Raw genomic sequence first — 26,274 nt, 5'->3', positions numbered from 1 at the left:
AATGGAGGTGCGTCACTTGAAGAAAGCGATATTTCTCTCCCTTTTCCTATCAATCCTCGCCATCCTTCCTACAGGATGTGGCGGGGACCATAAAAACGACCTTGGAGAGGTCGTAGCGCAATATGGTCAGCCAGAGGAATCACAAATCATCTATACGAGTTCCGATGAAACATATCTTTATGTTTGGTATTGGACGAAGGGAAAACAGTTTACATTTAAGGAGGAGTCCTATGTCTCAATGAGTGGACTTAGTTGTGAGGCAAGACATTACTGGAGAAAAATAAGCGAAGCCACATTTACCCCCAGTCCTCCTAAAGAAGAAAGAGAGAGACTCAAGAGAAAATTAATGGCAGGTGATAAAGAATGAAGGGAAAAGTTGGAACAGCTGTAATAGGCTGTGGCATCTTCGGCTCCATTCATGCTGAGGCTTACAGCCAACATCCTGTTAGCGAGTTGCTTTGGGTCTGCGATATAGATGAAAAGAAGGCTAAGGCTTTAGGAGAAAAGTTTTCCTGTAAATGGACAACGAAGCCGGAGGATATCGCGGACGATGTGAATGTTAAGGTAGTCAGCGTTGCCACCCCGGATTTTGCCCACTACGAGCCTGCTATGTTGATGCTCTCTAAAGGGAAAAATGTTTTGGTGGAGAAACCTATGGCTACCTCCACGAGGGAAGCGGAGGAAATGGCTAAGGAAGCGGAAAGAAAAGGCATCTTCTTGATGGTTGATTTCCATAATCGTTTCAACCCTCCCTTCAACGAAGCCAAGAAGGCTATTGAGGATGGAAGAATCGGTAAACCTCTGATGGCTTACGCCCGCCTCTCCAATTCCCTATATGTCCCATTAAAGATGCTCTCCTGGAGCGGAAAGAGCGGTCCACATTGGTTCCTTATGCCCCATATAGTTGACTTGACCCTCTGGTATTTCAATCGGAAGCCGAAGAGCGTATATGCCAGGGGACATAAAGGAATTCTCTCCTCCCAGGGCATTGATACCTATGATTGCATTCAGGCGATAATCTCCTTTGATGAGGGATTTGCCACTCTGGAATCATCCTGGATACTTCCCGATTCCGCTCCCTCAATAGTTGATTTCAAGTTTCAAGTTATAGGGAAAAATGGGAAAATGGAAATGGAAGGGACAAGGCAGGGGATTGAGATAGCGAGCGAGAAGTTCGCTTATCCATTCGTCAATGATAAGAGAGAGCTCTATGGTGAGATATGGGGGTTCGTTTATATTCCCATCTGGTATTTCCTTAATTGCGTAGCTAAAGGGGAGAAGCCAAAGATAACGCCTGAGGAAGGCGTAATGGTTACCAAAGTGATTGAAGCGATTGAGAATTCCCTGAATATGGGAAAGGAGGTGGATATCACATAAAAAACAAACCCGCGGGCCAGGACTGGGACTTTTTTTATTTTACCCGCGGGCGCCTCGCCTGGGTTGAGTAAGCTGGTAAACCCCCATCAGGCGAAGCTCATAGAGCTGCTCGTCGTCATTACATTAGACAAATGATAAAGCGAAAATGTTCCAAAAAAGAAAACTTATAATGGATGAGGAAGATATAAGAAGATGTATAATTCGCCTCGCCCACCAAATAGTGGAGCAGAATAAGGGCGTGGAGGGTATCGTCATTATCGGGATAAAAAGAAGGGGAATCCCCCTCGCTCACAGATTAGCCAATTTCCTAAAGGAAATAGAGGGGAAAGATGTCCCCGTGGGAAACCTTGACATCACCCCTTATAGGGACGATATAAAGGAAAGAGAGCAAATTCCCATCGGCTCTGAAATTCCCTTCTCCCTTGAGGGCAAGAAGGTGCTTTTGGTTGACGAGGTCCTCTTCACGGGAAGAACGGTGCGAGCAGCTATGGATGCGATAATAGACTTCGGCAGACCATCCGCCATTCAGCTTGCCGTCTTGATTGATAGAGGACATAGAGAGCTCCCTATTAGGGCGGATTTCGTGGGCAAGAACATCCCCACATCGCGAAAAGAAACGGTTAAAGTCCTGTGGAAAGAACTTGACGGCGTTGACGCCGTCTACATAATAGAAGAAGCGGAGAAATGAAACACCTCATAGGTTTGGAACACTTATCCAAAGAAGATATCGTCGCCCTCGTTGACCTAGGGATGAGGTATAGAGATTGGTTGGAGGGAGAATACAGGGAGAGCAAACAACCCCTATCCCTTTTAAAGGGCAAGAGAATCTGCCTTCTATTTTACGAGCCATCCACCCGCACTCGTCATTCCTTTGAATTGGCGAGTCGTCTCCTTGGAGGAGATGTTGCGAGCTTCTCCTTAGCTGTCTCAAGCGTTCAGAAGGGCGAATCCTTCAAGGATACACTCTTAACGCTTGAGAGTATGGGCTTTGACCTATTCGTCATCCGCCATAGCATATCAGGTGCCTGCGTTTATGCTACGAAGGTTCTTCAAAGGGCAAGGGTTGTTAACGCGGGAGACGGTATGCACGAACATCCAAGCCAAACCTTGCTTGACCTCTTAACTATAAAGCAAGCGAAAGGAACGATAGAGAACTTGAAGATAGCGATAATAGGAGATATCCTCCACAGCAGGGTCGCTCGCTCCACCATCTTCGCCATTAAAAAACTCAACGGGGAAATTCGCCTCTGCGCTCCTCCCACTCTTCTCCCAAAAGATATAGAGAAATTCGGCGTGCGTATTTTCTACAAAATAGAGGAAGCGATAAGCGATGTTGATGTGATATATATGCTGAGGATACAGAGGGAAAGGCAAAAGGAGCAGTTCTTTCCCTCTATTGAGGAGTACTCTCGCCTATTTTCCCTTACCAATTCCCTCCTTTCACTTGCCCCAAGGGCAATAGTTATGCATCCCGGACCTGTCAATAGGGGAGTGGAAATTGAGGGAACCGTAGTTGATGGAGAAAAATCCCTTATCTTGGAACAGGTCAGGAACGGCGTGGCTGTGAGGATGGCGATTCTACATTCTCTTTTAGGTGAGAAGTAATGGACATCTTGATAAAGGGCGGAAAAGTTATAGACCCTTCTAATGAATTCCTGGAAACCGCTGATATCCTGATTAAAGAGGGAAAAATCCAAGCAATTGAAAAGGGAATTGAAGCGAATGTTCCCTCTTATGACGCATCAGGGAAGCTTGTCCTTCCCGCTTTCATAGACCTTCATTCCCATCTACGAGAGCCGGGGCAGGAATATAAGGAAGACCTCACAACAGGAGCTCTCGCCGGCGTAGCGGGAGGCTTCTGCGCCCTCTTCACTATGCCTAATACCTCCCCTCCCCTTCACAGCAAGTCCCAAATAGCCTATATCCTTAGGAAAGCAGAAAACCTCCCCCTCCATGTATTCCCAATAGGAGCGCTCACGGTTGATATGAAAGGCGAAGCACTCACCCCAATCGGAGAATTAGCCGAGGCGGGAGTTAAAGCCCTCTCCGATGACGGAATGCCCATTCAAGATAGCGGTCTTCTACGGAATGCCCTGCTTTATGCAAAGATGTTCAGTCTAACAGTGATGCTTCATTGCGAGGATAAATCCCTCTCGGAGGGAGGAGTTGCCAACGAGGGCTTCACCGCAACAAGACTTGGACTGAGGGGAATACCGAAATCAGCTGAGGAAATCGGAGTTGCGAGGGCGATTATCCTTTCTCTGGAAACCGGCTGTAGAGTCCATATCTGCCATATCTCCACAAAGAATTCCCTTGCATTGATTAGATGGGGAAAGAAAATGGGAGCGCCCATAACCTGTGAGGTAACCCCTCATCACCTCGTCCTCACCGAGGAAGCGGTTGAGGGCTATGATACAAGAGCTAAATGTAATCCTCCCCTCAGAACGGAGGAAGACAGAAAAGCGTTGATTGAGGGGCTTCTGGACGGAACGATAGATTGCATAGCTACGGACCACGCTCCTCATTCACAAGAGGAGTGGGATGTCGAATTCGACCTCGCTCCCTTCGGAATTTCCGGCTTGGAAACAGCCTTTCCTCTTCTTTATACTAAATTAGTAGAGGAAGGAGGTTTTCCTTTGGAGTTACTCGTAGAGAAGCTGACATCCGCTCCCGCAAGGATTATGGAATTGAACCTCGGCTCTCTGAAAATAGGAGAGGAAGCCAACCTCACAATTATCGGGACAGAACCTTTGAAAGTTGATGTAAAAAGCTTCTACTCAAAAGGAAAGAACAACCCCTTTGATGGATGGACATTGAAAGGATTTCCTTTACTAACTATCTGTAAAGGTAAAATAACTTACGAAAGGAGGAATGTATTATGAAGTTTCTCTATGCTCTTATTGCCTCATTGCCTCTTGCTTTTTCCGCTCTCTCACCCACATCGCCCTTCGGTATGGGAATCTATTTCGGCAACCGCTACTCGGGCGATGAGATGCAAAAGGCTGCTAAGATGGCAAAGGATATAGGCGTGAAATGGTCAAGGGAGGAATTCTCCTGGGGTGTTATCCAGCCAGAGGAAGGGAAATGGGATTATAGCCGATATGATTCAGCGGTGGCAACCGCTTATGCTAACGGCATCTCCCTGTTTGGGCTTCTTGACTATTGTGCCCCTTGGGCAAGCACCGCTCCGGAGGGAGCGGAAAAAGCCTGGTTTTGGCTTCCCCGCCTTGAAGCTTGGAAGAACTATGTCCACACAACTGTTAATCGCTATAAGGACAAGATAAAACATTGGGAAATATGGAACGAGCCCAATATCCATGTTTTCTGGCAACCCCAACCCAACCCCCGTGATTATTTCTCCCTCCTACAAGCTTCTTATACTACAATCAAGAAGGTGGACCCGTCAGCTAAGGTCATAGGAATCTGCACCGCTGGCACTGATTTGGATTTCATAGAGAAGGTTTTGGCAGAGGGTGGAGGAAAATACATGGATATCATCTCCGTCCACCCTTATAGATGGCCTCGCTCCCCAGAGGAAACCGGCTTCCTCTCCGAGCTCAGGAACCTCAAATCGCTACTCCAAAGATACGGTCTTGATATTCCGATTTGGATAACGGAGATTGGCTGGCCAACTCACGATAAAGGTGTATCGGAGGAAGAGCAGGCGAAGATGCTTGTTCGCTCATATATCATCGCTATAGGTAGCAAGTTGGTGGAGAAAGTCTTCTGGTACGATTTTCGGGATGATGGAACGGATACATCCGACCCTGAGGCGAATTTCGGAATCATCAAGCGAGACTTTACCCCGAAGAAGGCTTATCAAGCCTATAAAACGATGACGAACCTCATTGAAGGAAAAACTCCCCAGGGTAAGGTTGACCTATGGGATGACAATCTCTGGGGCTTCTCTTTCTTAAAGGGTAAGGCTTACACCCTCGTACTATGGGCGGAAAAGGAAGAGGGAACCGTCAATCTACAGACAAAGGCGAAGAAGGTGAAGGTTTACGATATGTATGGGAAGATGAAGGAAATAACGCCAAGGGAGGGTAAACTCCTCTTAAATCTCTCCACTCAGCCAATTTATGTAGTGGACTTGGACAAGATAGATGTGGGAAGCCCACCAGTTCAATTCCTCACCTCCCGATTTAGAGCAACAGCGGGAACGGAGAATGAAATCTCACTCCTCGTGGAAAACCTCTTCAATAAGCCAGCGCAGGGAAAGGTTTCCCTTGTGATACCGGAGGGCTGGAAGGTTGACCCCAAAGTGAAGGAATATAAGCTTCCCGCCGGCGACTATCAATATCTGAGCTTCAAGATAACACCGCCTATGAATGCACGGGGAGAATACCCCCTGAAAGCCTCGCTTCAAACACAGGATGGAATAAAGGCATATGCCACTGCCAAAATACAAATTACCCAGCCTATATCCTTAGCCTTCAAGCCCGTCCTCTCTCCTACCCTTTCCCCAAGTTTAGAGCTTATTATAAGAAACAGAACCTCCCAAAACCTTCAGGGCAAGCTCTCCATTTCTTCCTCTCAGCTCGCTATCGGCGAGGAGAGAGATATATCCCTCAAGCCTGGTGATAACAGCGTATCGGTTCCCATCCAAAGCAAGATAGAATATGATGAGCCCTATAGCATAAAAGCCGCTCTCCAAGTGGAGGGAATCTCCTTCTCTCTTGAGCGGATGTTGACTTTCTATCCTTGCTTGAAGACGACCAAGGCGCCTGTGATAGACGGGCAATTCTCCCCCGGTGAGTGGAGCGATGCCATCCCCATTAGATTGGATATGTTCGCCAAGAAGGAAGGTGATTGGAAAGGTCCTGATGACCTATCCGCAACTGCCTATTTCCTCTGGGATGATGAACAAGCTTACTTCGCTATGAGGGTCGTTGACGATGTCTTCCATCAGCCATACTTGGGAGGAGAAATCTGGAAGGGTGATAGCATCCAGATTGGTCTCGGCTTATCACCTCTTGAGGACATTGCGGGGGTATATTATGCGGAAGGCGGTGTAGCACTGACCCAAAGAGGGAAGCTCTTATGGGTTTACCATGCGCCGGGAATTCCATATGAAGGAGAGATTCAGGAAGTCAACTTCGCCGTCGGTAGACAAGGAAACGAAATAATTTATGAAGCGGCTATCCCCTATCGCTCCCTCAACTTCCCAATCTCCTCCGGCGCCTGGATAGGCTTGGACATCATCGTGAACGATAGCGACGGACAAGGAAGAAAAAGCTGGATGGAATGGGGAGGTGGACTTGGGAGGGAAAAGAATCCTCGCCTCTTCTGGGATATGATTTTTATAGAGAAGAAATAGAAACGATGAATTGCATTAGAGGGAGGGAAAATCTATAATTAATTTAAGATGGCACAACTGAAGAAGTTAACGAAAATAGGTTGGCGTGGGATAGTAGTGGAAGTGCCCGAGGATTGGTCTGTTGCAAGCGTTGGAGGCGAGGACCATCCCGAATATATTCGCATAGACGACCCCTATGGCTCCTCCTATGTGGAGATAAAATGGTGGGTTCGTCCAAAGCCAACCCTCATCTTAGAGGACGCTTTGGAGAACTTCCTCGCTCGCATAGAGAAGGAAGCAAGGAAAAAGAAAATCAACCTCAACTTGCGAAAGAAGAAAGCTCCGCCCTATTTGGAAAGGAGCGATAGGGAAACATTGGTTTTCTCCTGGCGCAGTGATAAAAGGGGAATTGGCAGGGTGTGGCATTGCAAAACCTGTGGTAAAATTGTAATGGCACAGGTAGCTGGAACGAATATCCCTCCCGGAGCGAGTCATATACTCTCAACGATTGAGGACCATTCCCAAATGGGGAGAAACCTTTGGGCTCTCTACGGCTTGCAAGTGGAGCTCCCCGAGGAATTCAAACTCAGCGACCAGAAACTCCTTGCCGGCTTCATTCAATTATCCTTTAACGGACCCCATAAGACGAAGATGAAAGTGGAGAGATATAGCATAGCGGAGAGATTTCTCGCTGGCTACGAGTTCAGCGATTGGGCTAAAAGAGAATTCCTAAAGAGGAGCAAGGGTTTCTCTCTTTCCCTCTACGAAGAGTCCTTTAGAGGACATTCGGCTTTAGGTGCGAAAGGGAAGAGAAGATTGTTTGGAGAACTTCCCCTCGTTGGAGAGATAATAAAGCTTTTTTCTTGGTACTGCGAGCAGGAAGATAAAATTTTCCTCTTGGAAATGAAGGCGAAAAAAGATATAATGATATTTGAGGAGGTCAAAGAGAGCATAAGATGCCATTCTTCCTGAAGAAGAAAAGGCCGGCGTTAAGCAAAAAGGAGGCACTTTGGACGCTTCCCATTCGCAATCCGTATTTGGAGTGGAGCAAAAACGAGGAAGGTGAAGTTGTGATTCAGATACCGAGGAGGAAGGATTGGGTAGGGAGGGTGCTCTCCTTTGTTTTTAATCCTCCTGAGAAGAAACAACTTGTGCTTGACAAGATAGGGACGATGGTTTGGGATTTAGCGGATGGCAAACATACTTTTGAGGAAATAGTGAGGATGATAAAGAAGGAGTTCAAGTTAACGAGACGAGAAGCTGAGGTAGGTGTAGCAGCGTTCCTTAGAGAATTAGGAAAAAGGAAACTAATAGTTTTAGCAGTTAGAAAGGAGGAGAAAAATGAGGAAAAAAAGGAGAATACCCGAAGCCGTTAAGGAAGGCAAAATCGGAAGGATAAGCCAGCTACCTCTACGAGTAGCGCTGAAGTTCACCCTTCAGAACATTCGCATTCGCTTTGGGAGGGAGATACTGGCAGCGGGAGGAACCTTCCTTGGAACCGCCTTTCTGATGTCCACCTTTATGCAGAATCGCGTCCTACACGCCGTTGAAAAGAACCTCCCTCCTGATATCCAAGCGAGAGCGGTTTGGATAGCTGCGGTTGCTTTGGTTGTATGTACGATTGGAATTACAAATTCAATGCTCATCGCTGTTTCAGAAAGGTTCAGGGAGATAGGGACGATGAAATGCCTCGGCGCTCTGGATTCCCTTATCGTCAGGCTTTTCCTCCTTGAAGCATTGCTTTTGGGTGTTGCTGCCTCCGTGGGAGGCGCAATACTTGGCTTCATTTTCTCCTTCCTCGCCTATTGGGGTAAATACGGATGGAGGAAGTTCATCCACGCCCTACCTATTGGTGGAACTCTTCACGATTTCCTCTTGGTTCTCGCAATCGGTGTAGTCCTCACCGTTATCGCCACCATCTGGCCAGCTTACAGAGCCTCACGGCTCCCCGCCGCCGCTGCTCTACGAGTTGAGGTTTAAAAAGATTTGACGAAAATTACAAATTGTAAATAATATCTATTAAGGAGGCGAAGATTTATGGCTGTTGCCGAATATATTGTGCGAACGAAAGACCTAGTCAAGGAGTATGTTATGGGAGATACCGTCCTCAGGGCTTTGGATGGTGTTTCCCTTGATATCCGCCGAGGAGAATATATCTCCATTATGGGACCCTCAGGCTCCGGTAAGACCACCCTCTTCAATATGATAGGTGGCTTGGATAGACCTACCTCGGGTTCCGTCTTCATAGATGAGGTGGATATCGCCCAGCTGGATGCCTATGAGCTTGCCTGGCTGAGATGCAGACGTATCGGCTATATTTTCCAAACCTTCAACCTAATCCCCGTTATGACCGCCCTTGAGAATGTGACCCTCCCCATGATTTTCGCTGGTTTGACCACTGACGAGGCGATTGAAAAGGGTGTAGAACTACTGAAGCTCGTCGGTTTGGGAGATAGGCTCCATCATAAGCCAAACGAACTCTCCGGCGGTCAGCAACAGAGAGTGGCAATCGCAAGAGCTCTCGCCAATGACCCGGGAATCGTCCTAGCCGACGAGCCCACGGGAAACCTTGACCTCCGCACAGGAAAGGAAATAATCAACCTCCTTAAGAAACTAAATCAGGAAAAGGGTGTTACCATCATCTCCGCTACCCACGACCTGAAAATGATAGATGTTTCCGATAGAGTAGTCTGGATTAGAGACGGAAAAATAGAAAGAATAGAAGAAAGAGAGAAATTAGAGCTGAAAGTAGGAGAGATAGAGGGAGAAGAAGGCGGTTAAATCTAAAAAATTCTCCAAAATGTCCTTCCCTCCCATTGAGGAGGAGTTCCTCCTCTCTGTCCAGAAACCTGCTCGCTATATCAATGGCGAATGGGGCTCTGTAGAGAAAGGATGGGAGGAAAACCCTATCCGCTTCTGTCTGATTTATCCCGATATCTACGAAATCGGGATGTCCAATTCCGCTATCCACATCCTTTACTATCTTCTCAACGAAATGGAAGGAGTTCTCTGCGACAGAGCCTTTTCCCCCTGGGAAGACATGGAGAGCATTTTAAATTCAAAAAATATACCCCTCTTCGCCCTTCAAACTGGAAGACCTCTCTCCCAGTTTACAATCCTTGGCTTTTCTTTACAGCACGAGCTAAATTACACCAATTTCCTTCAAGTCCTCCATCTCTCAAAAATTCCCTTCCTCTCCTCTCAAAGAGACGATAGCCACCCACTTATAATAGCTGGCGGTCCCGCCTGCTTTAATCCCGAGCCTCTCGCTCCCTTCGTTGACGCCTTCGTCATCGGCGAAGGCGAGGAAGTGATAAGAGAGATAATAGATGAGGTTCGGAAAAGTAAAAGACGCGAGGATTTACTGGAGAGGCTCGCCCTGATAGAGGGAGTTTATGTTCCAAAATTCTATGAACCTATATTTGATGGAGAGGGAAAGTTTCTTTCCTTCAAGGTCTATCCACCCGCCCAGAAGAGAGTGAGGAAGAGAGTCGTTCAGTCATTGGAGGAAGCATTCTATCCTGAATGTTGGATTATACCCTATATACAGATTGTCCACGACCGCCCCTCGGTGGAAATTATGCGAGGGTGCACTAGGGGATGTAGGTTCTGCCAAGCGGGAATGGTGAATCGCCCTGTGAGGGAGCGCTCGGCGGAAAGGGTTATCTCCCTTGCTTCTTCCCTATCCTCCTTCAGCGGTGGAGAGGAAGTGGGTTTGATTGCCCTAAATCCAGCCGACCATTCCCAAATAGAGGAGATAACCGCTCGCTTATCCCGCTTGCTTTTCCCCTTACGAGTGGGAATAAGCCTTTCCTCCCTCCGTTTGGATACCTTCTCCCTGAAATTAGCCGAGGAAATCCAGAGGGTTAGAAAGACAACCCTGACCTTCGCCCCTGAAACAAATCAACGCCTGAGGAAGGTAATAAACAAAAACATATCCGATGAGGAGATATTCAATACAATTGAAACCGCTTTCTCCCTCGGCTGGAGAACATTGAAGCTCTATCTTATGATTGGGCTTCCAGAGGAAACTGAAGAAGATATAGAAGAGCTGGGTAATCTGCTCAAACAAATCCTTAAATTGGGCAAGGGACAACTCAATCGCCTCCACTTGAGCGTTTCCCCCTTTATGCCCAAGCCCCATACACCTTTTCAATGGCGTCCACAGCTTCCAATAGAACTACTCCAGAAAAGGATGCAAATGTTGAGGAAGTCAGTAAGCGATAAAAGGGTGGATATGGATTTCCATTCACCCTATATGAGCTTCGTTGAAACAGCGCTTGCCAGAGGAGATAGAAGGGTTAGCCAGGTGATTCTCAAAGCCTGGGAGAAAGGATGTAGGATGGATAGCTGGGAAGGGAAATTTGACTTCTCCCGTTGGCTTGAAGCCTTCGCCGAAGCGAATATTGACCCTCATCGCTATGTTGAAAGGGAAATCCCCTATGACGAACCTCTCCCCTGGGATGTAATAGATGTGGGAATATCCAAGGAATTCTTAATAGAGGAAAACGAACGAGCTAAAAGGGGAGAAACCACCCCTGATTGCCGATTCTCTTCCTGCTCCAATTGCGGCATCTGCCTAAACTTTAAAATCAAAAACGAAATAGCCTCTCCCAAATGAGAGATTACTGCTTAACTATATCCAAAAAAGGGAAAGCTAAATTCATATCCCATCTTGACCTCTATAGAGCGCTTGAAAGGGCATTGAGACGCTCATTTCTACCCATATCCTTCACCGAGGGCTACAATCCCCATCCCAAAATATCCTTCCTCACCGCTTTAGAGCTCGGCGCAACGAGCGATTGCGAGAAGGCTATTATCACCCTTAAAGAACCCCTTCCCTCTCACCAAATCAAGGAGCGTCTCAATCGCTTCCTCCCTAATGGAATAAGAATAGAAGATGTCTCCCAGTTGAACAAAAAGGGAATAATAGCCGATAGCACCCTTTTCATCTTGACCATAATTCTCCCCACCGAGGTTAAAAGGGAAGCTTTGGAAGAAGCGATTAAAAAATTCCTTGAAGCACCCAGTTTCCCAATGAAAAGAGAACAGAAAGGAAAAACTAAGGAGATAAATCTAAAGGATTTCGTTAGAGATTTGAAATTGAGGGATTTTCAACCTTCAAAAGCTAGCCTGGAACTGCTCGTCTCCCTCACCCCTTATGGCTCGGCTAAACCGAGAGAGGTAGTTGAAGCTTTGCAATCCTTTCTACCCCAAATGAAGCTCGTTCAGGTCCATAGGGCGAATCTATTCGTAAAAGAGAAATGAAGAGAGAGGATAGGATACTTCTTGCTCACGGAGGAGGTGGAAAGCTAACAAGAGAGCTGATAGAGAGGCTCTTTCTCCCCTTTTTCAAGAATTCTATCCTCTCCGAGCTGGGGGATAGCGCCGTTTTAGAATTTGAAAATCTCAAGCTCGCCTTCACTACTGATTCCTATACCGTTGACCCAATCTTCTTTCCCGGGGGCGATATAGGAAGTTTGTCAATTTACGGAACTGTAAACGACCTGGCAATGATGGGAGCAACTCCCCTCTACATCTCCGCTTCCCTGATAATCGAGGAAGGATTTCCTATGGAACAATTGGAAAGGATTACTCGCTCAATGAAAGAAGCTTGTTCAAGGGCGGGAGTTTATATAGTCACAGGCGACACGAAAGTGGTTGGAAAGGGAATGGCGGATAAAATATACATAACCACGGCGGGAATAGGGATAATTCCGGTCAATATATCGTTCTCTTTCAAAAACATTAGAGAAGGCGATTTTGTGATCATAAATGGTCCCATCGGGGAGCACGGAATAGCAATACTTATGACGAGAGAGGGAATAACTTTGGAGGGGGATATAAAAAGCGATTCCCAACCACTGAATCACATAGTTGAAGAGATGGTAAAAATAGAAGGGATTAAAGCGATGCGAGATTTGACGAGGGGAGGATTGGGGGCGGTTCTCTGCGAAATCGCCTCGGCGACGGGCTTGGCTATTCACATTGAAGAGGAAGCGGTTCCAATCAAACCCGAGGTCCTATCCGCCTGTGAAATTCTCGGATTAGACCCTTTGTATGTCGCTAATGAGGGAAAGTTCATAGCGATTGTCTCCCAAGATGCGGGAGAGGAGGTCTTAAAAGTTATGAGGGAAAGGGAGGAAGGGAAAGATTCAAAAATAATAGGGAGGATTGAAAGGCAACCCAAGGGGAAGGTCGTCCTTCGGACGAAGATAGGAGGTTCACGCATAGTAGAAATGCCAATCGGCGAGGAGCTACCTCGCATCTGCTAGAGCTATAAAGTATTTTTATGGCGAGGCTTCCCTTGCGGGAAGCCTCGCCATAAAATTGTTATTTCTTAACAGCCGATAAAACCCTCTCCACAAACATCTGCTCAGGAAGAGCCCCCTCTATCTCCACAATATCATTGGCTATCGTCTTCGGCACTCCTCTCACCCTATAGCGGTTCGCCAAATGGGGAAATTCTATTGCCTCTATCATGTCCGCCTTTATATGCTTTGACTCCATTGCCATCTGATGCGCCGTCCTTACAGCGGATGGGCAATAGGGACAGGTCGGCGTCACAAAGACCTGGATATGGATATCGCTCGTTAGAGATGCAAGCTTCTGTTTGCTTTCCGGGGAAAGCGAGGTCTCGCCCCTTGACATATCTATTATATCCTCTATAAGGGAGCCGAACTCGTATCCACTCGGTATGCCGTAGAATCTCACCCTCGCCGTTTCCTCTCCCTCGGGAATGAGCAATGTGGCGGGTATTTTATCAACCCCGTGCTTCGCGGCAAGTTCCTTTTCCCCATAGAAGTCATGAACCTCCAATTTCAGCTTGGGCGAGAGCTCGCATAGCTCCTCCAAAATCTGCCTCGTCTCCTTGCAGTATGTGCATTCCTCAACACCTGGCACCACCAATGGACTCTCCTTCTGTGTGAACATCAAAATCCTTACTTCCTTGTCCAACTTCTCGGAAAACAATTTCTTGATATACTCCTTGTCCTTATCCGAGATAATCGCCATATCCTATAACCTCCTTTTTATTTTTATTAAATCACTTTCTAAGGAAATCTTTCAAGGCGTCCATAAGAGAATCCTTCTCTCTATACCCGATTATTCGCCCGATTTCCTTCCCTTTCTTGAAAACTATCATAGTGGGCGTGGCTTCAATGTGATATTTATAGGCGAATTTCTCATTGCCATTATAATCTATTTGACACATTGCGAATTTCATCTTCCCTTTCATCTCTCCTGCCACTTCCTTGAAAATCGGCTCAAGCATCATACACGCTCCACAGCCCGTCTGCCAGAAATCAACGATAACTGGCAAATCAGAATTTATGAACTCGTTAAAATTGCCCTCATCCAAACTGATAACATCCCCCTCCTGCGTCTTTGCTTCTTCCTTTTTCGCTCCCCCTCCCGCAGTGGGAACATTCACGGCGGGAGTATTTGAAATCACAGGCGGAACAGTAGTAGAACTTTTCTCCTTTCTTCCACTCATTAGGACAACGAGCCCTATAACTACAACCAAAAACAGAACTAATAAAACAAGCTTAGACCTCATAGTATAAAACCTCCTTTCAAAATACCCCTAGGGGGTATTTATAATAATAACAACATTTTTCAAATAGTCAAATTTACATTGCATTTGCTCTTTTCATCCACACCGCTACGGAGGGAATTGTCGCTAAAACCTATACCCATAGATGCGCGGGCTCCCTACGGGGAGCCCGTGGCAATCTCTTCTTAAAGAATGTATTTGCATTTAAATACAAGATTGCCAAGCCTGACTGCGTACGCAGTCAGGCTCGCAATGACAGAGAGGTTCTGAGCTTGCTATGGCGAGGAATTGTCATTTAAAACCTATACCTATAGATGCGAGTCCGACGAAGGAAGGTCTGGCAATCCCTCCTTTTCAATCCCGCAATAAGCCTATCTCTTTGACTAAAGACTTATAAAAGGAAAGCATGAAACCCGCAGACAAAATCCCTAATTCACTCATCTTTTCCTTTATCCCCTCTTCCTTTTCCCTAACTTCCTCAATCCGTTTCAAATTCCTATATATAAAAACTTCCTCCTCAATCAATAGACATAGAGGCTTGACTATCTTCCTCCCTCTCTCATAGTAAGATGGGAGAGCATCCTCTCTCAACTCCCAATTCAAAATCTTCCAGATGGCATTCGCCACCTCATCCTCCAAAACATCCCCCATCGCTATTATCTTCCCTTCCGCCACCTCCTCCTCAGAGCTCGCAAACTCAACCCTATAACCCATCTCAGAAAGCAAATTAGCCAAAACATCGCTATTTTTTCCTCCTGCCACTACGAAGATTTCCTCCCCTTTATCAAACAACCGATACCTTTTAATCGTCTCCTCCACCCTTTTATGAAGCCTATTCAAGAAACAATCCGAACAAATCGCGAGGTTATAGCTTTTTATCTTAAATTCCGCCTCTTTCCCGCAAATCCTGCACTTCATTCCGCCTCAACTCCCAATCTCTCAAAGATATTTAGAAGATATTCCTTTGAAGCCTTTACCTCTTCATCTAAATTGGGTATCCTCCCTATATCCAACCCTATAACGCCCTTGAAATTATGCTTCAACAAGCCCTTGATTATCTCCTCAAAATCTATATTTCCCTTTCCCAACCCAAGATGTTCGTTCACCTTCCCATCGTTATCGGATAGATGGACATAAAATATCCTCTTCCCCAATTTCTCAACCGAAAGGGCGAGTATCTCCTTCTGAGCATTCAAATGTCCGGTATCAAGGACAGCTCCAAAATTATCATCATCCACCCAATCCATAAGACGCAGAATACCATCGGTAGTGCATATCATCTCCCCTACCCTCGGCTCCAAGCAGAAGCGCAGATTCGCTTTCCTCGCCTCCTGGGCGCAGAACTTAAATGTTTCAACCAAAACCTTCCATTGTTCATCCCAGCTGAAGGAAGGGTCTATCTCCACCTTAAATTGAAGACCGAAATCAACCATTTCCTTATATGGTCTATCGCCGATGAACTTCAAAGGAGGTGTGAAGCTATCCGTTTGGATTGTTTCGCAGCCGAAGAATTTAGCCAATTCAATCCCCAATTTGAACGAATCCCTCGCGCGCTCTCTTTTCCCCTTCTCCAAGCTCACGATATCGGGAAGGACAGGGCAGAAGTTATGCACAACGAGCCCCAAATCGTCGCAAAGGCTCTTCAAATCCCTTCTATTCTCATAAATCTCCCGCAAATTCTCCTCCCCTACCCCTTCCAGCTCAATATATTTAAATCCCAAACCCGCCATCTCTCTGATGACCTTGAAAGTATCAGCGAGTGAGGGAGGATACCCATACTTGCTTATCGCATATAACCAGCAGATTCCAATTCTCATCGTTTATTCAACCTCTTTTTCATTATTTTTATCCGTTATTTCCCATCAAGTCAATGTTGTTCAGGATTTTATTTTTCTCACTGTTCGCCTCAATTCCTCCTTTATCGTTCTCCAACGCTAAATTATTTGAAATGGTTACACCCTCGCTTCCCAATAATGAGATGCCCCAACCATTGTTATTTAAGCTCAGGTTATTGCTTATAACTCCTTCCTTAACTTTGAATCCCCAGATGCCGTTTCCCTTGTTTTCCTTGCAAAGGTTCCCGCTCACCAAAAAACGCTTCGTATCCGAATATGTCCCATTGAGGAAAATACCTCCCTGCGAACCATTACCAACACAAATGTTATTCGCTATGAGACAATCCTTTGAGGGATATTTTATCCCCCTCGCCTCATCCGCTCCTCCCATCCAAACTATCCCCGCCCAGGCATTATCCTGACAGATATTCCCGATTATGCTTATATTCTCCACCCCTTCAACGAATATCCCTATCCCTCCATACTGCGGCTTATGAACGCCGTTCCTTTTACAGATATTGTTTCTTAATAGAACCGCCCCCTTAATATGATGGATGTTTATCCCGTGATTGTTCTCCTCCACGATGCAATTCTCCACAATTGTATTCCCTTTCCCATAAGCCACGAGAATTCCCTCCCCACTGCATCTTCTCACTACAACATTCCTTATTATGCAATTATCGCAATTGTTTAGGCTTATCCCATAAATTCCCGTCTTATGATATTCGCCCAAAAGCTCCCCATCAACGACTAAGTCCTCAATGATAATCCCTTTGTTGCCGCCCTCAACATCAGCATTTGAAATCACCCTATTATCAGGATATTGCCTTTCCCCAATAGCTATCGTGGGCTTCAAAATCGTTCCCGCTCCCGCCCCTCTCAATATGACATTGGAGGGAATCTTCAGCGTTTTCTCAATCCTATATGTTCCCGCAGGGAGAAAAAGAATCCCTCCACCCTCCCTTCCCAATCTATCCAATTCTTCTTGTATTTTCTTAGCTTCCTTCACAACAACAATTCCCACTGGACTACTTTGACAGAATTCAAATGAGGCAAATAAAAGCATTAAAATAACACATAATAAACTCTTCCTCATTTTATTCTAAACAAATACACTTCCCTCTCCGCAAAGAGTAGCTCTATATTAGGAGAAGATAAGGGATTAGAAAGAAATTTATCAATTGCTTTTTCGCTCTCGGGATTTCCTGGAGCGAAAAGTCTGTTTATTATTATGTGGGTGATTCCGAGCTTTTTATAACCCTCAATCAGCTCCTGAACGCTTCGGAATTTTTCATAGGGAATCAACGTATGATGACCAGGGTCAGCCCAGATGTATTCCCTATCCAAATAAAATCCCCTAGGCTCACCCAAAAGGGCTATTTTGCTGTCTCTCGGCAAATTCTCGTTCACATATTCGTAAACGGGATAAGGTTGAAAGACCCTCCTTATAAAATCCTCCCTGCTTTCCAAACCCAGCGCAACTGCCCAGCACGGATAGGACATCCAGGAAAAGAAGAAGAGATGAAACAGATAGGAGATGCCTAAAAGGGAAGCGAAAATCATCTTGAAAGGTCTTTTCCAAAATCTAAGTAAATTCTTAGCCAAAGGAATGGGAAGAATGGCAAGGATGGGAAGGAAATAACGGATGTTTTGGCTTAGAATAAACCATTGGATTGTGGAGAGGAAAAGGAAAGCGAGAAAGAAAGGCTCATATAATATGAGGGGAAGAAAAGCGAGATAAAGAGGACCTATTAGGACAAAATAAGGATTGGCTCCTGGGTCAAAAAATTTCCCCGGATGAAACGTCAGATTCCAGGGAAGAAGGACGAAATGCGTTACTCCCCTTCCCATCCCCATAGATAGCTGGGCTTTCCTATATGCCTCAGCCGCTTCTGCGTTCCAAAGCTTGCCATCAAATATGCTGTAGAAGAAGGGATAAACGGGATTTCCCGTATAGATGTAGCTCTTCAAATACCAGGGGAGAGCGAGGAGAAGGGCGGGAAGAAGGAGAATAACCAATTTCCTTGGAAACTCGCTCCATCTTGGTTTGATGATAAGCTTTCCTTCTTTATAAAATGGCAAAAGGATAGATAAAGCAAGGAGATAGGATAATGCAAGATGCTTCGTTGCCAAGGAAAAACCCATCGCTATTCCCGCTAAAAGAAACTCTTCCTTAAGAAAGGAGGAAAGGGCGAGGAGGACATAGAAGGCGAAGGTCAAATCGTTGTAGGCTATGGTGCTTTCCCAGGAGAAAATGACGGTTTGAAGCGGAAGGAGAGCCCCAATTAACCCCGCTATCTTTCCATATTTTCTCAGCTCAAAATATAGGAGGAAAATTATGAGGAGAGCAAAAGTGAGGTGGAAAAGCTTGCAAGCATCTGTCAAACCGAAGGAAAGGGGAATGGTGTAGAGCATCTCCATAAGAAATGGGAAATTGGAGTGATGGATGAATTTAACCCAGTAGATTTTATGCGCTTGGAGGTAAAGCTTGGGAACGGCGAGGTGATAGGCGAGGCCATCCCAATCAACGGGAGGTGATAAAGCTCCAAGGATAACTAAGATAAACCATGGAAGAAAAACCAATAATTCATAGGGAAAAGCCCCCAGCTTTGGCTTGCCTCTAATTTTTACTCCCCAAAGAGCGAAGAGAGTTAGAAAGAAGAGAAGGATTATAAAAGTCCAATTGTAGAAAAGCCCTAATATTCCGATAAAGAAGACGAGGAGAGAGATTATTCCAAGCCCAAAACCGATAGCAAAGACGATATTCTCGCCATCTTTCAAATTGAGGGGGCGGATTCTTTGAAGAATCCGCCCCCCAACTCCAAAAGCCAGCGCTACGATATAGGAAACAAATAGTAAATCAACGATATGCATCCAGATTAAATTTCTACCTTAACCGCCTTCCCCTCCTTCCAAGATTTATTAGCCGCCACGCTTATCGCCAAGCTCTTCAAGCCATCCTCATAGGGGGATTTAATCTTGCTGGCATCTCCCGTCTTTATCGCGTCTATGAATATCCTATCTTCCTCCCAATATGCATCAACCGTGCAGTTCCTCTCTATCGTTCTGTTAGGCTCTATTATCTTCAAACGCCAGCCGACTTCCAAAACTAGGTCTCTTAAGAACAGCTCAACTCCCACTCTGTAGCCCTGAGATATCATACAGGAGTTGGAAATCGTTCCAACCGTGCCATCTTTAAATTTCATTGTTACCGTTCCCACATCGGGAACATCTGACTCAGGGATATCCGAGAGAATCTTCCTTCCATAGGCGGCGTAGACTTCTTCAACATCACCGCAGAAGTAGCGAGCTAAATCAAAGATGTGGGTCGTCTGCTCAACTATCTGTCCTCCGGACATATCCATCCTTCTCCACCAATAAACGCCAGGAAATCCACCTATCCAATAGCCCAAAATCATCCCAATCGTCTTTCCCTCCACCAGCTTCTTCGCCTCCTCAACTGTGTCCATGTAGCGGAAATGGTAGCCAACGGAGGATATCACTCCCGCCTTCTTTATCGCTTCATTTATCTCCTTGGCTTTCTCAAGCGTCAGGGCAATCGGTTTCTCAACGAAGATGTGGATTCCCTTCTCAGCTGCAATTATCTCGCCATCAGTATGGGCAACGGGAGGGAGGGCGACAAAGAGCGCATCCATTTTCTCCTTCTCCAACATCTCGTGATGGTCTGTATAAGCTCTTCCTCCGTATTTCTGAGCAGAACCCTCCGCTCTCTCTTTCACCACATCGCAGAAGGCGACCATCTCCACATCTTCCATCCTCGCCAAACGCTCCATATGAGCGTGGGCGATTCCTCCACAGCCTAAAAATCCTACCCTAACTTTCATCTTCTCGTCCTCCTTTTAAATAAATTGTCTGAGATAGTTGACGCTCTTGGGCAAGCTCTCCTCGGGATTCCCCGGCACGCCGCATTCCATAGCCATAAAGTTCTCATATCCTATCTCCTTCAAGGCGGCAAAGGGAGCCTTGAAATCCGTATGTCCCCAGCCCGGAAGGAGGCGATTGGAATCCGCGAGATGCACATGTTTGATGTAAGGTCCGGCGGCTTTTATCGCCTGAGCTATATCGCTTTCCTCAATGGACATATGGAAAAAGTCAGCCATTATCTTGACGCCCTCTCTCCCAACCTTCTCGCAGAACCATACAGCTTGCTCCAACCTGTTGATGAAGTGTGTCTCGTAGCGATTTAAAGGCTCTAAGAGGAGGTAGGTTCCTACCTTCTCAGCATGGGCGCCCAGGTCATCCAATAGCTTCAACAATAACTCTCTCTCTAGCTCATAGGGATTGTAAAGGGGGCTTAGGTCAGGCACACGGGGACCACCAAAAATGGGGACGAAAATCATTCCCACGGCTCCCAAATCGGCGGCTACGGAAAGGATTTCCTTGGAATCCGAAATCGCCAGCTCCCGCTGGGAGCGGTCGGCATCCAGAGGCGTTCCCCTGAAGCCAGCGCAAATAGTGGATACAGGAATCCCCACCTTATCCATAACCTTTTTGATCTCACATACCCTCTCCTTCAAACCGCTTCCCCAGAGCTCAATTCCCTCAAACCCAAACTTCTTAGCATTTTCTGCCCTCTCCAGAAGGTCTCTTCCGGGAAGAAGGCTCTCCTGACAGGCTATTTTCACTTGAATCACCTCCAGTTTATTTTTTAGTCAATAGAATAAAACATTTTGAAGAGTAGTCAATAGAAAAAAGCAAAAACCGAGGAATAGTTATGGTGTTAAAGGAAAGAGTTTGCCAAAGCTTAATCTTTCTATCATTGCAAGGACTCCCCATAGAGAGACCGTGACAATACTGGAATTTTATTTCCTATGGGCTTTTCTACATAAAGAATAATAATTATAGTTGCTCTTAATTCTTAAATTTCTTTGACTTATGGGGTTCCAACTGTATAATAATTTAAAGGTGATTTTTTTATGATTGACCTCGTAGCGGATGATTCTTTATCAAATCAAATAAAGGAAATCTGCGGAGAAAATGTCAAGAAATGTTACCAATGCGGGAAGTGCACAGCCAGTTGTCCTCTCTCCTTCGCTATGGATGTAAAGCCAAATCAGGTTATGCGAATGGCTCAGCTGGGCTTAAAAGAGGTTCTTCAATCTTCAACAATCTGGATATGCGCCTCCTGCGCCTCCTGCACTGCCCGCTGCCCCCTTGAAATCCGAATCTCCTTCGTTATGGATGCCCTGAGGGAAATCGCTCTAAAGGAAAACATCCCTCCGAAGGAGCCAAATATCCCCCTATTCCACAGGGTTTTCTTCCGATGGATAGGCTGGCTTGGCAAGCTTTACGAATTAGGCTTCATAATGGAATATAAGCTGAGAAGCAGGCAGTGGTTCAACGATATATTAATGGGAATAAAGATGTTCATTAATGGGAAGCTAAACCCCATTCCCACTTCCTCCCCCAACAGCGAGGAAGTGAGAAAGCTCATTGAAAAGGCAAGCCAAAGATGAAGGTCGCTTATTTCCCTGGTTGTTCGCTCCATTCAACGGGCATAGAGTTTGACATTTCCGTGCGGGAAGTTTGTAAGGCATTGGGAATTGAACTCCAGGAGATAGAGGGATGGGTTTGCTGTGGAGCAACCTCTGCCCACGCAACCAATCATCTCCTCTCCCTTGCCCTCCCAGCTTATTCCCTCGCCCTTGCGGAAAGGATGGATGTTGAGGATGTAGTCGCTCCTTGCGCCGCCTGTTTCAATCGCCTAAAACATTCCGCCGTTGTTTGCCAGAACGCGGAGACATTCAAAAAAGTAAGGGAACTCCTTCCAATCCCTTGGGAGAATAGATTGAGAGTGCGTAATCTCCTTGACCTCTTCAGCGAGATGATTGAGGAGATTAAATCAAAAGTCAAAAATCCCCTTTCCGACCTAAAGCTCGCCTCCTATTATGGCTGTCTCCTCCTTCGTCCTCCTCATATCTGCCAATTTGATAACCCAGAAAATCCCCAAACTATGGACGAATTGCTGAGAGTCTGTGGAGCGCAGGTCGTGGATTGGGCTTTTAAGACTGAATGCTGTGGCGCCAACTTGACGATTCCTCGCTCGGACCTCGTCGTTGAACTTACCTACAGGATATTGAAATCGGCAAAATCAGCGGGAGCAGATGCGATAGTCACAGCTTGCCCCTTCTGCCATCTTAACCTTGACGCGCGCCAAGCGGATATACATAGAGTAAAAGGAGAAATCTTCAATATCCCCATCCTTTATTTCACACAGGCTGTCGGATTGGCTTTAGGGATTCCAGCGAAGAAGTTGGGGTTGAGCCGCCATCTCGTCAGCCCATTCCTCATACCCGCCCTTAGAAGGAGGTAGAGATGCAGAGGGTAGGAGTATTCATCTGCTGGTGTGGAGTTAATATCGCGAGAACGGTAGATGTTGAGAAAGTAGCGCAACAAGCCTCAACCCTTCCCGGCGTGGTCTACTCCACTTCCTATCGCTATATGTGTTCAGACCCGGGACAGGAGCTAATCAAGGATGCGATAAAGAAGTATGACCTCAATAGGGTCGTTGTCGCCGCCTGCTCTCCTGCTATGCACGAGAGAACTTTCCAGAGAGCGGTTGAGGAAGCAGGACTCAATCCTTACTTTATGGAAATGGCGAACATCCGAGAACAGGACTCCTGGGTGCACGATGACAGGGAGAGCGCAACGGAAAAGGCTTTTGAGCTCGTGGCAGCCGCCGTGGAGAGGGTTAAAAGAGCCCAACCGCTTGAACCTTTGCAGTTCGGAGTTGAGAAGAAGGCGCTCGTGATTGGCGGTGGGATAGCGGGAATACAGGCGGCGCTAGACATTGCGGACGCCGGTTTCAAGGTCTATCTGGTTGAGAAGTCGCCGAGCATAGGTGGAAGGATGGCGCAGTTTGATAAAACCTTCCCTACCCTTGACTGCGCTATGTGCATCCTCTCCCCCAAAATGGTTGACTGCTATCGCCATCCCAACATAACCCTCTTATCTTATAGCGAAGTTGAGGAGGTAAAGGGATTTGTTGGGAACTTTGAAGTAACCATAAAGAAAAAAGCTCGCTCAGTTGACGAGAATATCTGCACAGGCTGTGGATTATGCATAGAGAGATGCCCGGGTAAGGCAACAAGCGAGTTTGATGAAGGGTTGGGAGAGAGAAAAGCTATTTACATCCCCTTCCCTCAAGCCGTCCCCCTCGTCCCCGTTATAGACAGAGAAGCCTGCCTCTATTTCACGAAGGGGAGATGCGGGCTCTGTCAAAAGGTTTGTCCTGCGAAGGCAATAGATTATTCTCAGCAGGATACATACATAAAGGAAAAATTTGGCGCTATTATAGTCGCTACTGGGGCAAATGTCTTTGACCCCTCAGTATATGGCGAATATGGATATGGACAATATCCCGATGTCATCACTTCAGCCCAGCTGGAACGAATGATAAACTCCGCTGGACCAACAAAAGGGGAAATAGTGAGGCCATCGGATGGCAAGCATCCAAAGAGTGTCGTTTTCATCCAATGCGTTGGCTCAAGGGATGAGCAAAAAGGCTATCCCTATTGCTCAAGGGTTTGCTGTATGTATACAGCGAAGCACGCCCTTTTATTAAAGGAGCATCTGCCAGATGTTAGGACATATATCTTCTACATAGACATTCGCGCCTTCGGAAAAGGTTATGAGGAATTTGTGAGGAGGGTGCAGGATGAATTCGGCGCCATATATATAAGGGGAAGAGTTGGAAGGATATACCCTGAGAATGGGAAACTAATTGTGCAGGGGACAGATACCCTCCTCGGTCAACAGGTTAAGATTGAGGCGGATTTGGTTGTCCTTGCCGCAGCGCTTGAACCACAAAAGGATGTCAAGGAGCTCGCACGCAAGCTGAATATCTCAGTTGATGAATATGGCTGGCTAATGGAGGCTCACCCGAAGCTTCTTCGCCCTGTTGAAACCCTTACGAAGGGGATATTCCTCGCTGGAACCTGTCAATTCCCCAAGGATATACCCGACAGCGTAGCGCAGGCATCTGCTGCAGCCGCTAAAGCCATAGAGGTGCTTCAGCAGGAGAACTTGCTCTCCGAACCGATTGTGGCAAGGGTTGATAAGAATAAATGCGTCGGTTGCTTCTACTGCAAGGAGGTATGTCCCTACTCCGCCATTGAGGAGGAAGTGCTCATAGAGCAGACATCGGGATTGGAAAGAAGGGTGGCAAAGGTGAATGAGGGGCTTTGCCAAGGATGTGGGAATTGTGCCTCAGCCTGCAGGTCTCAAGCGATTGACCTCCTCGGCTTCACCTCTGAACAATTAATTGCCCAACTGGAGGGATTATCAAGAGTTGAAAGAGAATAAGGAATGGACACCTAAAATCCTTGCCCTTCTCTGTCGCTGGTGCGCCTATGCGGGCGCGGATTTAGCCGGGATATCCCGCATACCCTACCCTCCCAGCATACGGGTCATCCGCTTTCCCTGCTCCGCTCGTATGGACCCTTATTTCATAATTAAGGGCTTTAGAGAGGGATTTGATGGGGTTCTCGTTGCATTTTGTCATCCCGGTGATTGCCATTACTCAAAAGGAAACTACTACGCTCGCCGTCGCTTCGTGCTTCTCAAGGAGCTTATGCAGTTCGCAGGAATTGAACCTGAACGCCTGCAGATAAGATATGTTTCCGCAGCGGAGGGAAAGAAGTTTGCCCAAGTGGTGACCGAGATGACCGAGGAGGTTAGAAAGGTCGGTCCCTTAAAAATCAGTGAACCTATGATGAAGGCTTTGTTGGAAAGGGAGGAAATATGGCAACTTTTACCTGGCTCGGAGTAGTGAGTTTAGTTTTATTTGGTATATTCATTGGAACTTTCAGCGGATTCTTCGGGCTCGGCGGAGGCGTGATAGTCATACCAATCCTGACGGAGATATTCAAAATGCCAACACATACAGCATTGGGAACAAGCCTCGCGGTTATGGTTCCAACCGCTTTAATGGGAGCGATTCGCCATGCTCATTACGGACATACTGATTTGCAAACAGCCGCCATCATCTGGATAGGCTCACTTTTGGGCGCCTTTCTGGGAGCAACCCTCGTTTCCTATCTTCCCGCTGGGCTCATCAAAAAACTTCTTGCAATTGTGATTATTCTCCTCGCACTAAGAATGCTCATTTCTAAATCCTAACTTCCCACTGGGCGGAAGATATCTCCGATTAGCCAGCCGAGAAGGAAAAAGGGAAAAACGAAATTCCCACCCCATAAGAGTGGGCTTTTCCAGGATATGGGAAAAGAAAGGGAGATGACGATTGTAGCCAGAAAGGAAAGAGCGTAGGCTTTCCAAGCTGATGGGGAAGTGTGTTCCTGAATAAGGGATAAAATGGCGTATAAAACGAGGGAACCCCAGAAAGAGCCAAGTGAAAAGAGACAGAGAATCAATCCCAATGGCATATAGCCTTTGCCAATCCAGCTCAAAGCGAAAATCAACTCCTCATCGTGGGGACGAAGGAAGCGGGAACAGCCAGAGAAAAAGCCGAGAACAAATCCCGCTGAAGCGAGGATTAAAATCAGGTTTAATGTGAAATTGGAAAACGGGAAATTCTTTAGAATTACCCCGGGGTGAAGCCTAAGCCACCATACCAAAGGGATGAGGGATAGAAAGCCGAGGGAGAAAAGAGGCAAGGAAAATCTTCTTGGTTTAACCTCTCCCTTCTCAACTTCCATCCCCTCCCCTTTCAGCAAGCGATTCAGCTTCTCAACATAGATTGGCTTATACGGGTCGAACTGCACGGCGTAGGAATACATTTCTATCGCTTCCTTTCTTCTTCCCTGAGCTCGGAAGATATCGCCCAGTAGATTGTAAGCGAAGGCGTTTTTCGGGTCCTTTTTAAGAACCTCGTTGCACATGTCAATAGCGTCCCTGAAATTGCCCCTGATTAAAGCTATCTCCGCTCTCAAAAGGAGACCCTCTATATCAACGGGAGGGCGAGGAGGGATTTTAACCTCAACGGGTGCGTAGCTTACCTTTCCCTTTCTTGCTGAATCATATAATTTTCTTTTCTCAGGGTCGCTTAAAACTTTGTATGCTTCAAGGATTTGGCGGAATATCTCGTGGCTAAAGAGCTTATCTGGGTGGACATCGGGATGGTAGCGACGGACAAGCTCCCTAAACCTCTTCTTTATCTCCTCCTCCGAAGCCGTGGGAGCAACTCCTAAAATCTCATAATAATCTCTCGCCATCAATTTTTATTTTAA

At 46.5% G+C, this 26,274-nt stretch carries 27 protein-coding genes; 18 read left to right on the top strand and 9 right to left on the bottom strand.

Features of this window, described 5'->3' with window-relative positions; translation table 11 throughout:
- Positions 1 to 16: 16 nt before the first annotated feature.
- From H5T88_07855 to hypE, 13 genes are all read left to right on the top strand, one after another.
- On the top strand, positions 17 to 367 hold the full coding sequence (locus H5T88_07855; GenBank protein ID MBC7330254.1) for a hypothetical protein: 351 nt from the start codon (positions 17 to 19) through the stop codon (positions 365 to 367).
- On the top strand, positions 364 to 1,377 hold the full coding sequence (locus H5T88_07850; GenBank protein ID MBC7330253.1) for a Gfo/Idh/MocA family oxidoreductase: 1,014 nt from the start codon (positions 364 to 366) through the stop codon (positions 1,375 to 1,377). Before H5T88_07855 ends, H5T88_07850 begins: the two co-directional genes overlap by 4 nt.
- Positions 1,378 to 1,522: 145 nt before the next feature.
- The gene (gene pyrR, locus H5T88_07845) at positions 1,523 to 2,065 is read left to right on the top strand and encodes a bifunctional pyr operon transcriptional regulator/uracil phosphoribosyltransferase PyrR (protein ID MBC7330252.1); all 543 of its coding nucleotides are present in this window, start codon (positions 1,523 to 1,525) and stop codon (positions 2,063 to 2,065) included.
- Entirely contained in the window at positions 2,062 to 2,982 is a 921-nt protein-coding gene (locus H5T88_07840) for an aspartate carbamoyltransferase catalytic subunit (GenBank protein MBC7330251.1), read from the top strand. Before pyrR ends, H5T88_07840 begins: the two co-directional genes overlap by 4 nt.
- The gene (locus H5T88_07835; protein ID MBC7330250.1) at positions 2,982 to 4,259 is read left to right on the top strand and encodes a dihydroorotase; all 1,278 of its coding nucleotides are present in this window, start codon (positions 2,982 to 2,984) and stop codon (positions 4,257 to 4,259) included. The genes H5T88_07840 and H5T88_07835 overlap by 1 nt, the downstream gene beginning before the upstream one ends.
- Entirely contained in the window at positions 4,256 to 6,697 is a 2,442-nt protein-coding gene (locus tag H5T88_07830; protein MBC7330249.1) for a beta-galactosidase, read from the top strand. The genes H5T88_07835 and H5T88_07830 overlap by 4 nt, the downstream gene beginning before the upstream one ends.
- 48 nt (positions 6,698 to 6,745) lie before the next feature.
- Entirely contained in the window at positions 6,746 to 7,648 is a 903-nt protein-coding gene (locus H5T88_07825; GenBank protein ID MBC7330248.1) for a hypothetical protein, read from the top strand.
- The gene (locus tag H5T88_07820) at positions 7,633 to 8,052 is read left to right on the top strand and encodes a PqqD family protein (protein MBC7330247.1); all 420 of its coding nucleotides are present in this window, start codon (positions 7,633 to 7,635) and stop codon (positions 8,050 to 8,052) included. Before H5T88_07825 ends, H5T88_07820 begins: the two co-directional genes overlap by 16 nt.
- Positions 8,018 to 8,656, top strand: a complete 639-nt coding sequence (locus tag H5T88_07815) for an FtsX-like permease family protein (GenBank protein ID MBC7330246.1) — start codon at positions 8,018 to 8,020, stop codon at positions 8,654 to 8,656. The genes H5T88_07820 and H5T88_07815 overlap by 35 nt, the downstream gene beginning before the upstream one ends.
- Before the next feature lie 57 nt (positions 8,657 to 8,713).
- Complete coding sequence (locus H5T88_07810) at positions 8,714 to 9,457, top strand: ABC transporter ATP-binding protein (protein ID MBC7330245.1); 744 nt, start codon at positions 8,714 to 8,716, stop codon at positions 9,455 to 9,457.
- A gap of 19 nt (positions 9,458 to 9,476) precedes the next feature.
- Positions 9,477 to 11,297: a TIGR03960 family B12-binding radical SAM protein gene (locus H5T88_07805; protein MBC7330244.1), complete on the top strand. Its 1,821-nt coding sequence runs from the start codon at positions 9,477 to 9,479 to the stop codon at positions 11,295 to 11,297.
- Positions 11,294 to 11,944 carry a DUF2344 domain-containing protein gene (locus H5T88_07800; GenBank protein MBC7330243.1) on the top strand — a complete coding sequence of 217 codons (651 nt, stop codon included), beginning with the start codon at positions 11,294 to 11,296 and terminating at the stop codon, positions 11,942 to 11,944. The genes H5T88_07805 and H5T88_07800 overlap by 4 nt, the downstream gene beginning before the upstream one ends.
- Complete coding sequence (gene hypE / locus H5T88_07795; protein MBC7330242.1) at positions 11,941 to 12,951, top strand: hydrogenase expression/formation protein HypE; 1,011 nt, start codon at positions 11,941 to 11,943, stop codon at positions 12,949 to 12,951. The genes H5T88_07800 and hypE overlap by 4 nt, the downstream gene beginning before the upstream one ends.
- A 58-nt stretch (positions 12,952 to 13,009) precedes the next feature.
- Here the strand turns inward: hypE and H5T88_07790 are convergent, their stop codons facing one another.
- From H5T88_07790 to H5T88_07755, 8 genes are all read right to left on the bottom strand, one after another.
- Entirely contained in the window at positions 13,010 to 13,690 is a 681-nt protein-coding gene (locus tag H5T88_07790) for a thioredoxin family protein (protein MBC7330241.1), read from the bottom strand.
- Between the two features lie 31 nt (positions 13,691 to 13,721).
- A complete protein-coding gene (locus H5T88_07785) occupies positions 13,722 to 14,234 on the bottom strand; it encodes a thioredoxin family protein (GenBank protein ID MBC7330240.1) in 513 nt (170 codons plus the stop codon).
- A gap of 351 nt (positions 14,235 to 14,585) precedes the next feature.
- Positions 14,586 to 15,149 (bottom strand): hypothetical protein, encoded by a 564-nt coding sequence (locus H5T88_07780; protein MBC7330239.1) that lies wholly within the window; start codon positions 15,147 to 15,149, stop codon positions 14,586 to 14,588.
- On the bottom strand, positions 15,146 to 16,048 hold the full coding sequence (locus H5T88_07775; GenBank protein ID MBC7330238.1) for a sugar phosphate isomerase/epimerase: 903 nt from the start codon (positions 16,046 to 16,048) through the stop codon (positions 15,146 to 15,148). The genes H5T88_07780 and H5T88_07775 overlap by 4 nt, the downstream gene beginning before the upstream one ends.
- A 28-nt stretch (positions 16,049 to 16,076) precedes the next feature.
- A complete protein-coding gene (locus H5T88_07770; protein MBC7330237.1) occupies positions 16,077 to 17,132 on the bottom strand; it encodes a right-handed parallel beta-helix repeat-containing protein in 1,056 nt (351 codons plus the stop codon).
- 26 nt (positions 17,133 to 17,158) lie between these two features.
- A complete protein-coding gene (locus H5T88_07765) occupies positions 17,159 to 18,940 on the bottom strand; it encodes a hypothetical protein (GenBank protein MBC7330236.1) in 1,782 nt (593 codons plus the stop codon).
- Positions 18,941 to 18,945: 5 nt separating this feature from the next.
- Positions 18,946 to 19,911: a Gfo/Idh/MocA family oxidoreductase gene (locus H5T88_07760; protein MBC7330235.1), complete on the bottom strand. Its 966-nt coding sequence runs from the start codon at positions 19,909 to 19,911 to the stop codon at positions 18,946 to 18,948.
- 15 nt (positions 19,912 to 19,926) lie between these two features.
- Positions 19,927 to 20,712, bottom strand: a complete 786-nt coding sequence (locus H5T88_07755) for a sugar phosphate isomerase/epimerase (protein ID MBC7330234.1) — start codon at positions 20,710 to 20,712, stop codon at positions 19,927 to 19,929.
- A 291-nt stretch (positions 20,713 to 21,003) separates the two neighbouring features.
- Here H5T88_07755 and H5T88_07750 point away from each other — a divergent pair, with 291 nt between their 5' ends.
- The 5 genes from H5T88_07750 to H5T88_07730 are packed head-to-tail and all read left to right on the top strand — an operon-like array spanning position 21,004 to position 25,207.
- Positions 21,004 to 21,543 (top strand): 4Fe-4S dicluster domain-containing protein, encoded by a 540-nt coding sequence (locus H5T88_07750; protein ID MBC7330233.1) that lies wholly within the window; start codon positions 21,004 to 21,006, stop codon positions 21,541 to 21,543.
- Complete coding sequence (locus H5T88_07745; GenBank protein MBC7330232.1) at positions 21,540 to 22,400, top strand: CoB--CoM heterodisulfide reductase iron-sulfur subunit B family protein; 861 nt, start codon at positions 21,540 to 21,542, stop codon at positions 22,398 to 22,400. Before H5T88_07750 ends, H5T88_07745 begins: the two co-directional genes overlap by 4 nt.
- Before the next feature lie 2 nt (positions 22,401 to 22,402).
- Positions 22,403 to 24,391 carry a CoB--CoM heterodisulfide reductase iron-sulfur subunit A family protein gene (locus tag H5T88_07740; protein ID MBC7330231.1) on the top strand — a complete coding sequence of 663 codons (1,989 nt, stop codon included), beginning with the start codon at positions 22,403 to 22,405 and terminating at the stop codon, positions 24,389 to 24,391.
- Positions 24,378 to 24,857: a hydrogenase iron-sulfur subunit gene (locus H5T88_07735; GenBank protein ID MBC7330230.1), complete on the top strand. Its 480-nt coding sequence runs from the start codon at positions 24,378 to 24,380 to the stop codon at positions 24,855 to 24,857. The genes H5T88_07740 and H5T88_07735 overlap by 14 nt, the downstream gene beginning before the upstream one ends.
- Positions 24,830 to 25,207 (top strand): sulfite exporter TauE/SafE family protein, encoded by a 378-nt coding sequence (locus H5T88_07730; protein MBC7330229.1) that lies wholly within the window; start codon positions 24,830 to 24,832, stop codon positions 25,205 to 25,207. Before H5T88_07735 ends, H5T88_07730 begins: the two co-directional genes overlap by 28 nt.
- Here the strand turns inward: H5T88_07730 and H5T88_07725 are convergent.
- Positions 25,204 to 26,259 carry a DnaJ domain-containing protein gene (locus tag H5T88_07725; GenBank protein MBC7330228.1) on the bottom strand — a complete coding sequence of 352 codons (1,056 nt, stop codon included), beginning with the start codon at positions 26,257 to 26,259 and terminating at the stop codon, positions 25,204 to 25,206. The genes H5T88_07730 and H5T88_07725 overlap by 4 nt on opposite strands.
- Between the last annotated feature and the right edge of the window lie 15 nt (positions 26,260 to 26,274).

The organism is bacterium (genome assembly GCA_014360495.1).
In the GTDB taxonomy this organism is placed as follows: domain Bacteria; phylum Armatimonadota; class JACIXR01; order JACIXR01; family JACIXR01; genus JACIXR01.
Note: the sequence above shows the minus strand (reverse complement) of the source record. Positions and strands in the feature narration are given on the sequence as shown.

What these genes read in the sequence shown, in the direction of transcription:
- H5T88_07790 (MBC7330241.1), bottom strand. Translation starts at nt 13,690, where the DNA reads ATGGCGATTATCTCGGATAAGGACAAGGAGTATATCAAGAAATTGTTT.
- H5T88_07760 (MBC7330235.1), bottom strand. Translation starts at nt 19,911, where the DNA reads ATGAAAGTTAGGGTAGGATTTTTAGGCTGTGGAGGAATCGCCCACGCT.
- H5T88_07745 (MBC7330232.1), top strand. Translation starts at nt 21,540, where the DNA reads ATGAAGGTCGCTTATTTCCCTGGTTGTTCGCTCCATTCAACGGGCATA.
- H5T88_07810 (MBC7330245.1), top strand. Translation starts at nt 8,714, where the DNA reads ATGGCTGTTGCCGAATATATTGTGCGAACGAAAGACCTAGTCAAGGAG.
- H5T88_07785 (MBC7330240.1), bottom strand. Translation starts at nt 14,234, where the DNA reads ATGAGGTCTAAGCTTGTTTTATTAGTTCTGTTTTTGGTTGTAGTTATA.
- H5T88_07805 (MBC7330244.1), top strand. Translation starts at nt 9,477, where the DNA reads ATGTCCTTCCCTCCCATTGAGGAGGAGTTCCTCCTCTCTGTCCAGAAA.
- hypE (MBC7330242.1), top strand. Translation starts at nt 11,941, where the DNA reads ATGAAGAGAGAGGATAGGATACTTCTTGCTCACGGAGGAGGTGGAAAG.
- H5T88_07840 (MBC7330251.1), top strand. Translation starts at nt 2,062, where the DNA reads ATGAAACACCTCATAGGTTTGGAACACTTATCCAAAGAAGATATCGTC.
- H5T88_07850 (MBC7330253.1), top strand. Translation starts at nt 364, where the DNA reads ATGAAGGGAAAAGTTGGAACAGCTGTAATAGGCTGTGGCATCTTCGGC.
- H5T88_07830 (MBC7330249.1), top strand. Translation starts at nt 4,256, where the DNA reads ATGAAGTTTCTCTATGCTCTTATTGCCTCATTGCCTCTTGCTTTTTCC.
- H5T88_07775 (MBC7330238.1), bottom strand. Translation starts at nt 16,048, where the DNA reads ATGAGAATTGGAATCTGCTGGTTATATGCGATAAGCAAGTATGGGTAT.
- pyrR (MBC7330252.1), top strand. Translation starts at nt 1,523, where the DNA reads ATGTTCCAAAAAAGAAAACTTATAATGGATGAGGAAGATATAAGAAGA.
- H5T88_07835 (MBC7330250.1), top strand. Translation starts at nt 2,982, where the DNA reads ATGGACATCTTGATAAAGGGCGGAAAAGTTATAGACCCTTCTAATGAA.
- H5T88_07765 (MBC7330236.1), bottom strand. Translation starts at nt 18,940, where the DNA reads ATGCATATCGTTGATTTACTATTTGTTTCCTATATCGTAGCGCTGGCT.
- H5T88_07730 (MBC7330229.1), top strand. Translation starts at nt 24,830, where the DNA reads ATGGCAACTTTTACCTGGCTCGGAGTAGTGAGTTTAGTTTTATTTGGT.
- H5T88_07770 (MBC7330237.1), bottom strand. Translation starts at nt 17,132, where the DNA reads ATGCTTTTATTTGCCTCATTTGAATTCTGTCAAAGTAGTCCAGTGGGA.
- H5T88_07750 (MBC7330233.1), top strand. Translation starts at nt 21,004, where the DNA reads ATGATTGACCTCGTAGCGGATGATTCTTTATCAAATCAAATAAAGGAA.
- H5T88_07820 (MBC7330247.1), top strand. Translation starts at nt 7,633, where the DNA reads ATGCCATTCTTCCTGAAGAAGAAAAGGCCGGCGTTAAGCAAAAAGGAG.
- H5T88_07780 (MBC7330239.1), bottom strand. Translation starts at nt 15,149, where the DNA reads ATGAAGTGCAGGATTTGCGGGAAAGAGGCGGAATTTAAGATAAAAAGC.
- H5T88_07740 (MBC7330231.1), top strand. Translation starts at nt 22,403, where the DNA reads ATGCAGAGGGTAGGAGTATTCATCTGCTGGTGTGGAGTTAATATCGCG.
- H5T88_07800 (MBC7330243.1), top strand. Translation starts at nt 11,294, where the DNA reads ATGAGAGATTACTGCTTAACTATATCCAAAAAAGGGAAAGCTAAATTC.
- H5T88_07725 (MBC7330228.1), bottom strand. Translation starts at nt 26,259, where the DNA reads ATGGCGAGAGATTATTATGAGATTTTAGGAGTTGCTCCCACGGCTTCG.
- H5T88_07825 (MBC7330248.1), top strand. Translation starts at nt 6,746, where the DNA reads ATGGCACAACTGAAGAAGTTAACGAAAATAGGTTGGCGTGGGATAGTA.
- H5T88_07815 (MBC7330246.1), top strand. Translation starts at nt 8,018, where the DNA reads ATGAGGAAAAAAAGGAGAATACCCGAAGCCGTTAAGGAAGGCAAAATC.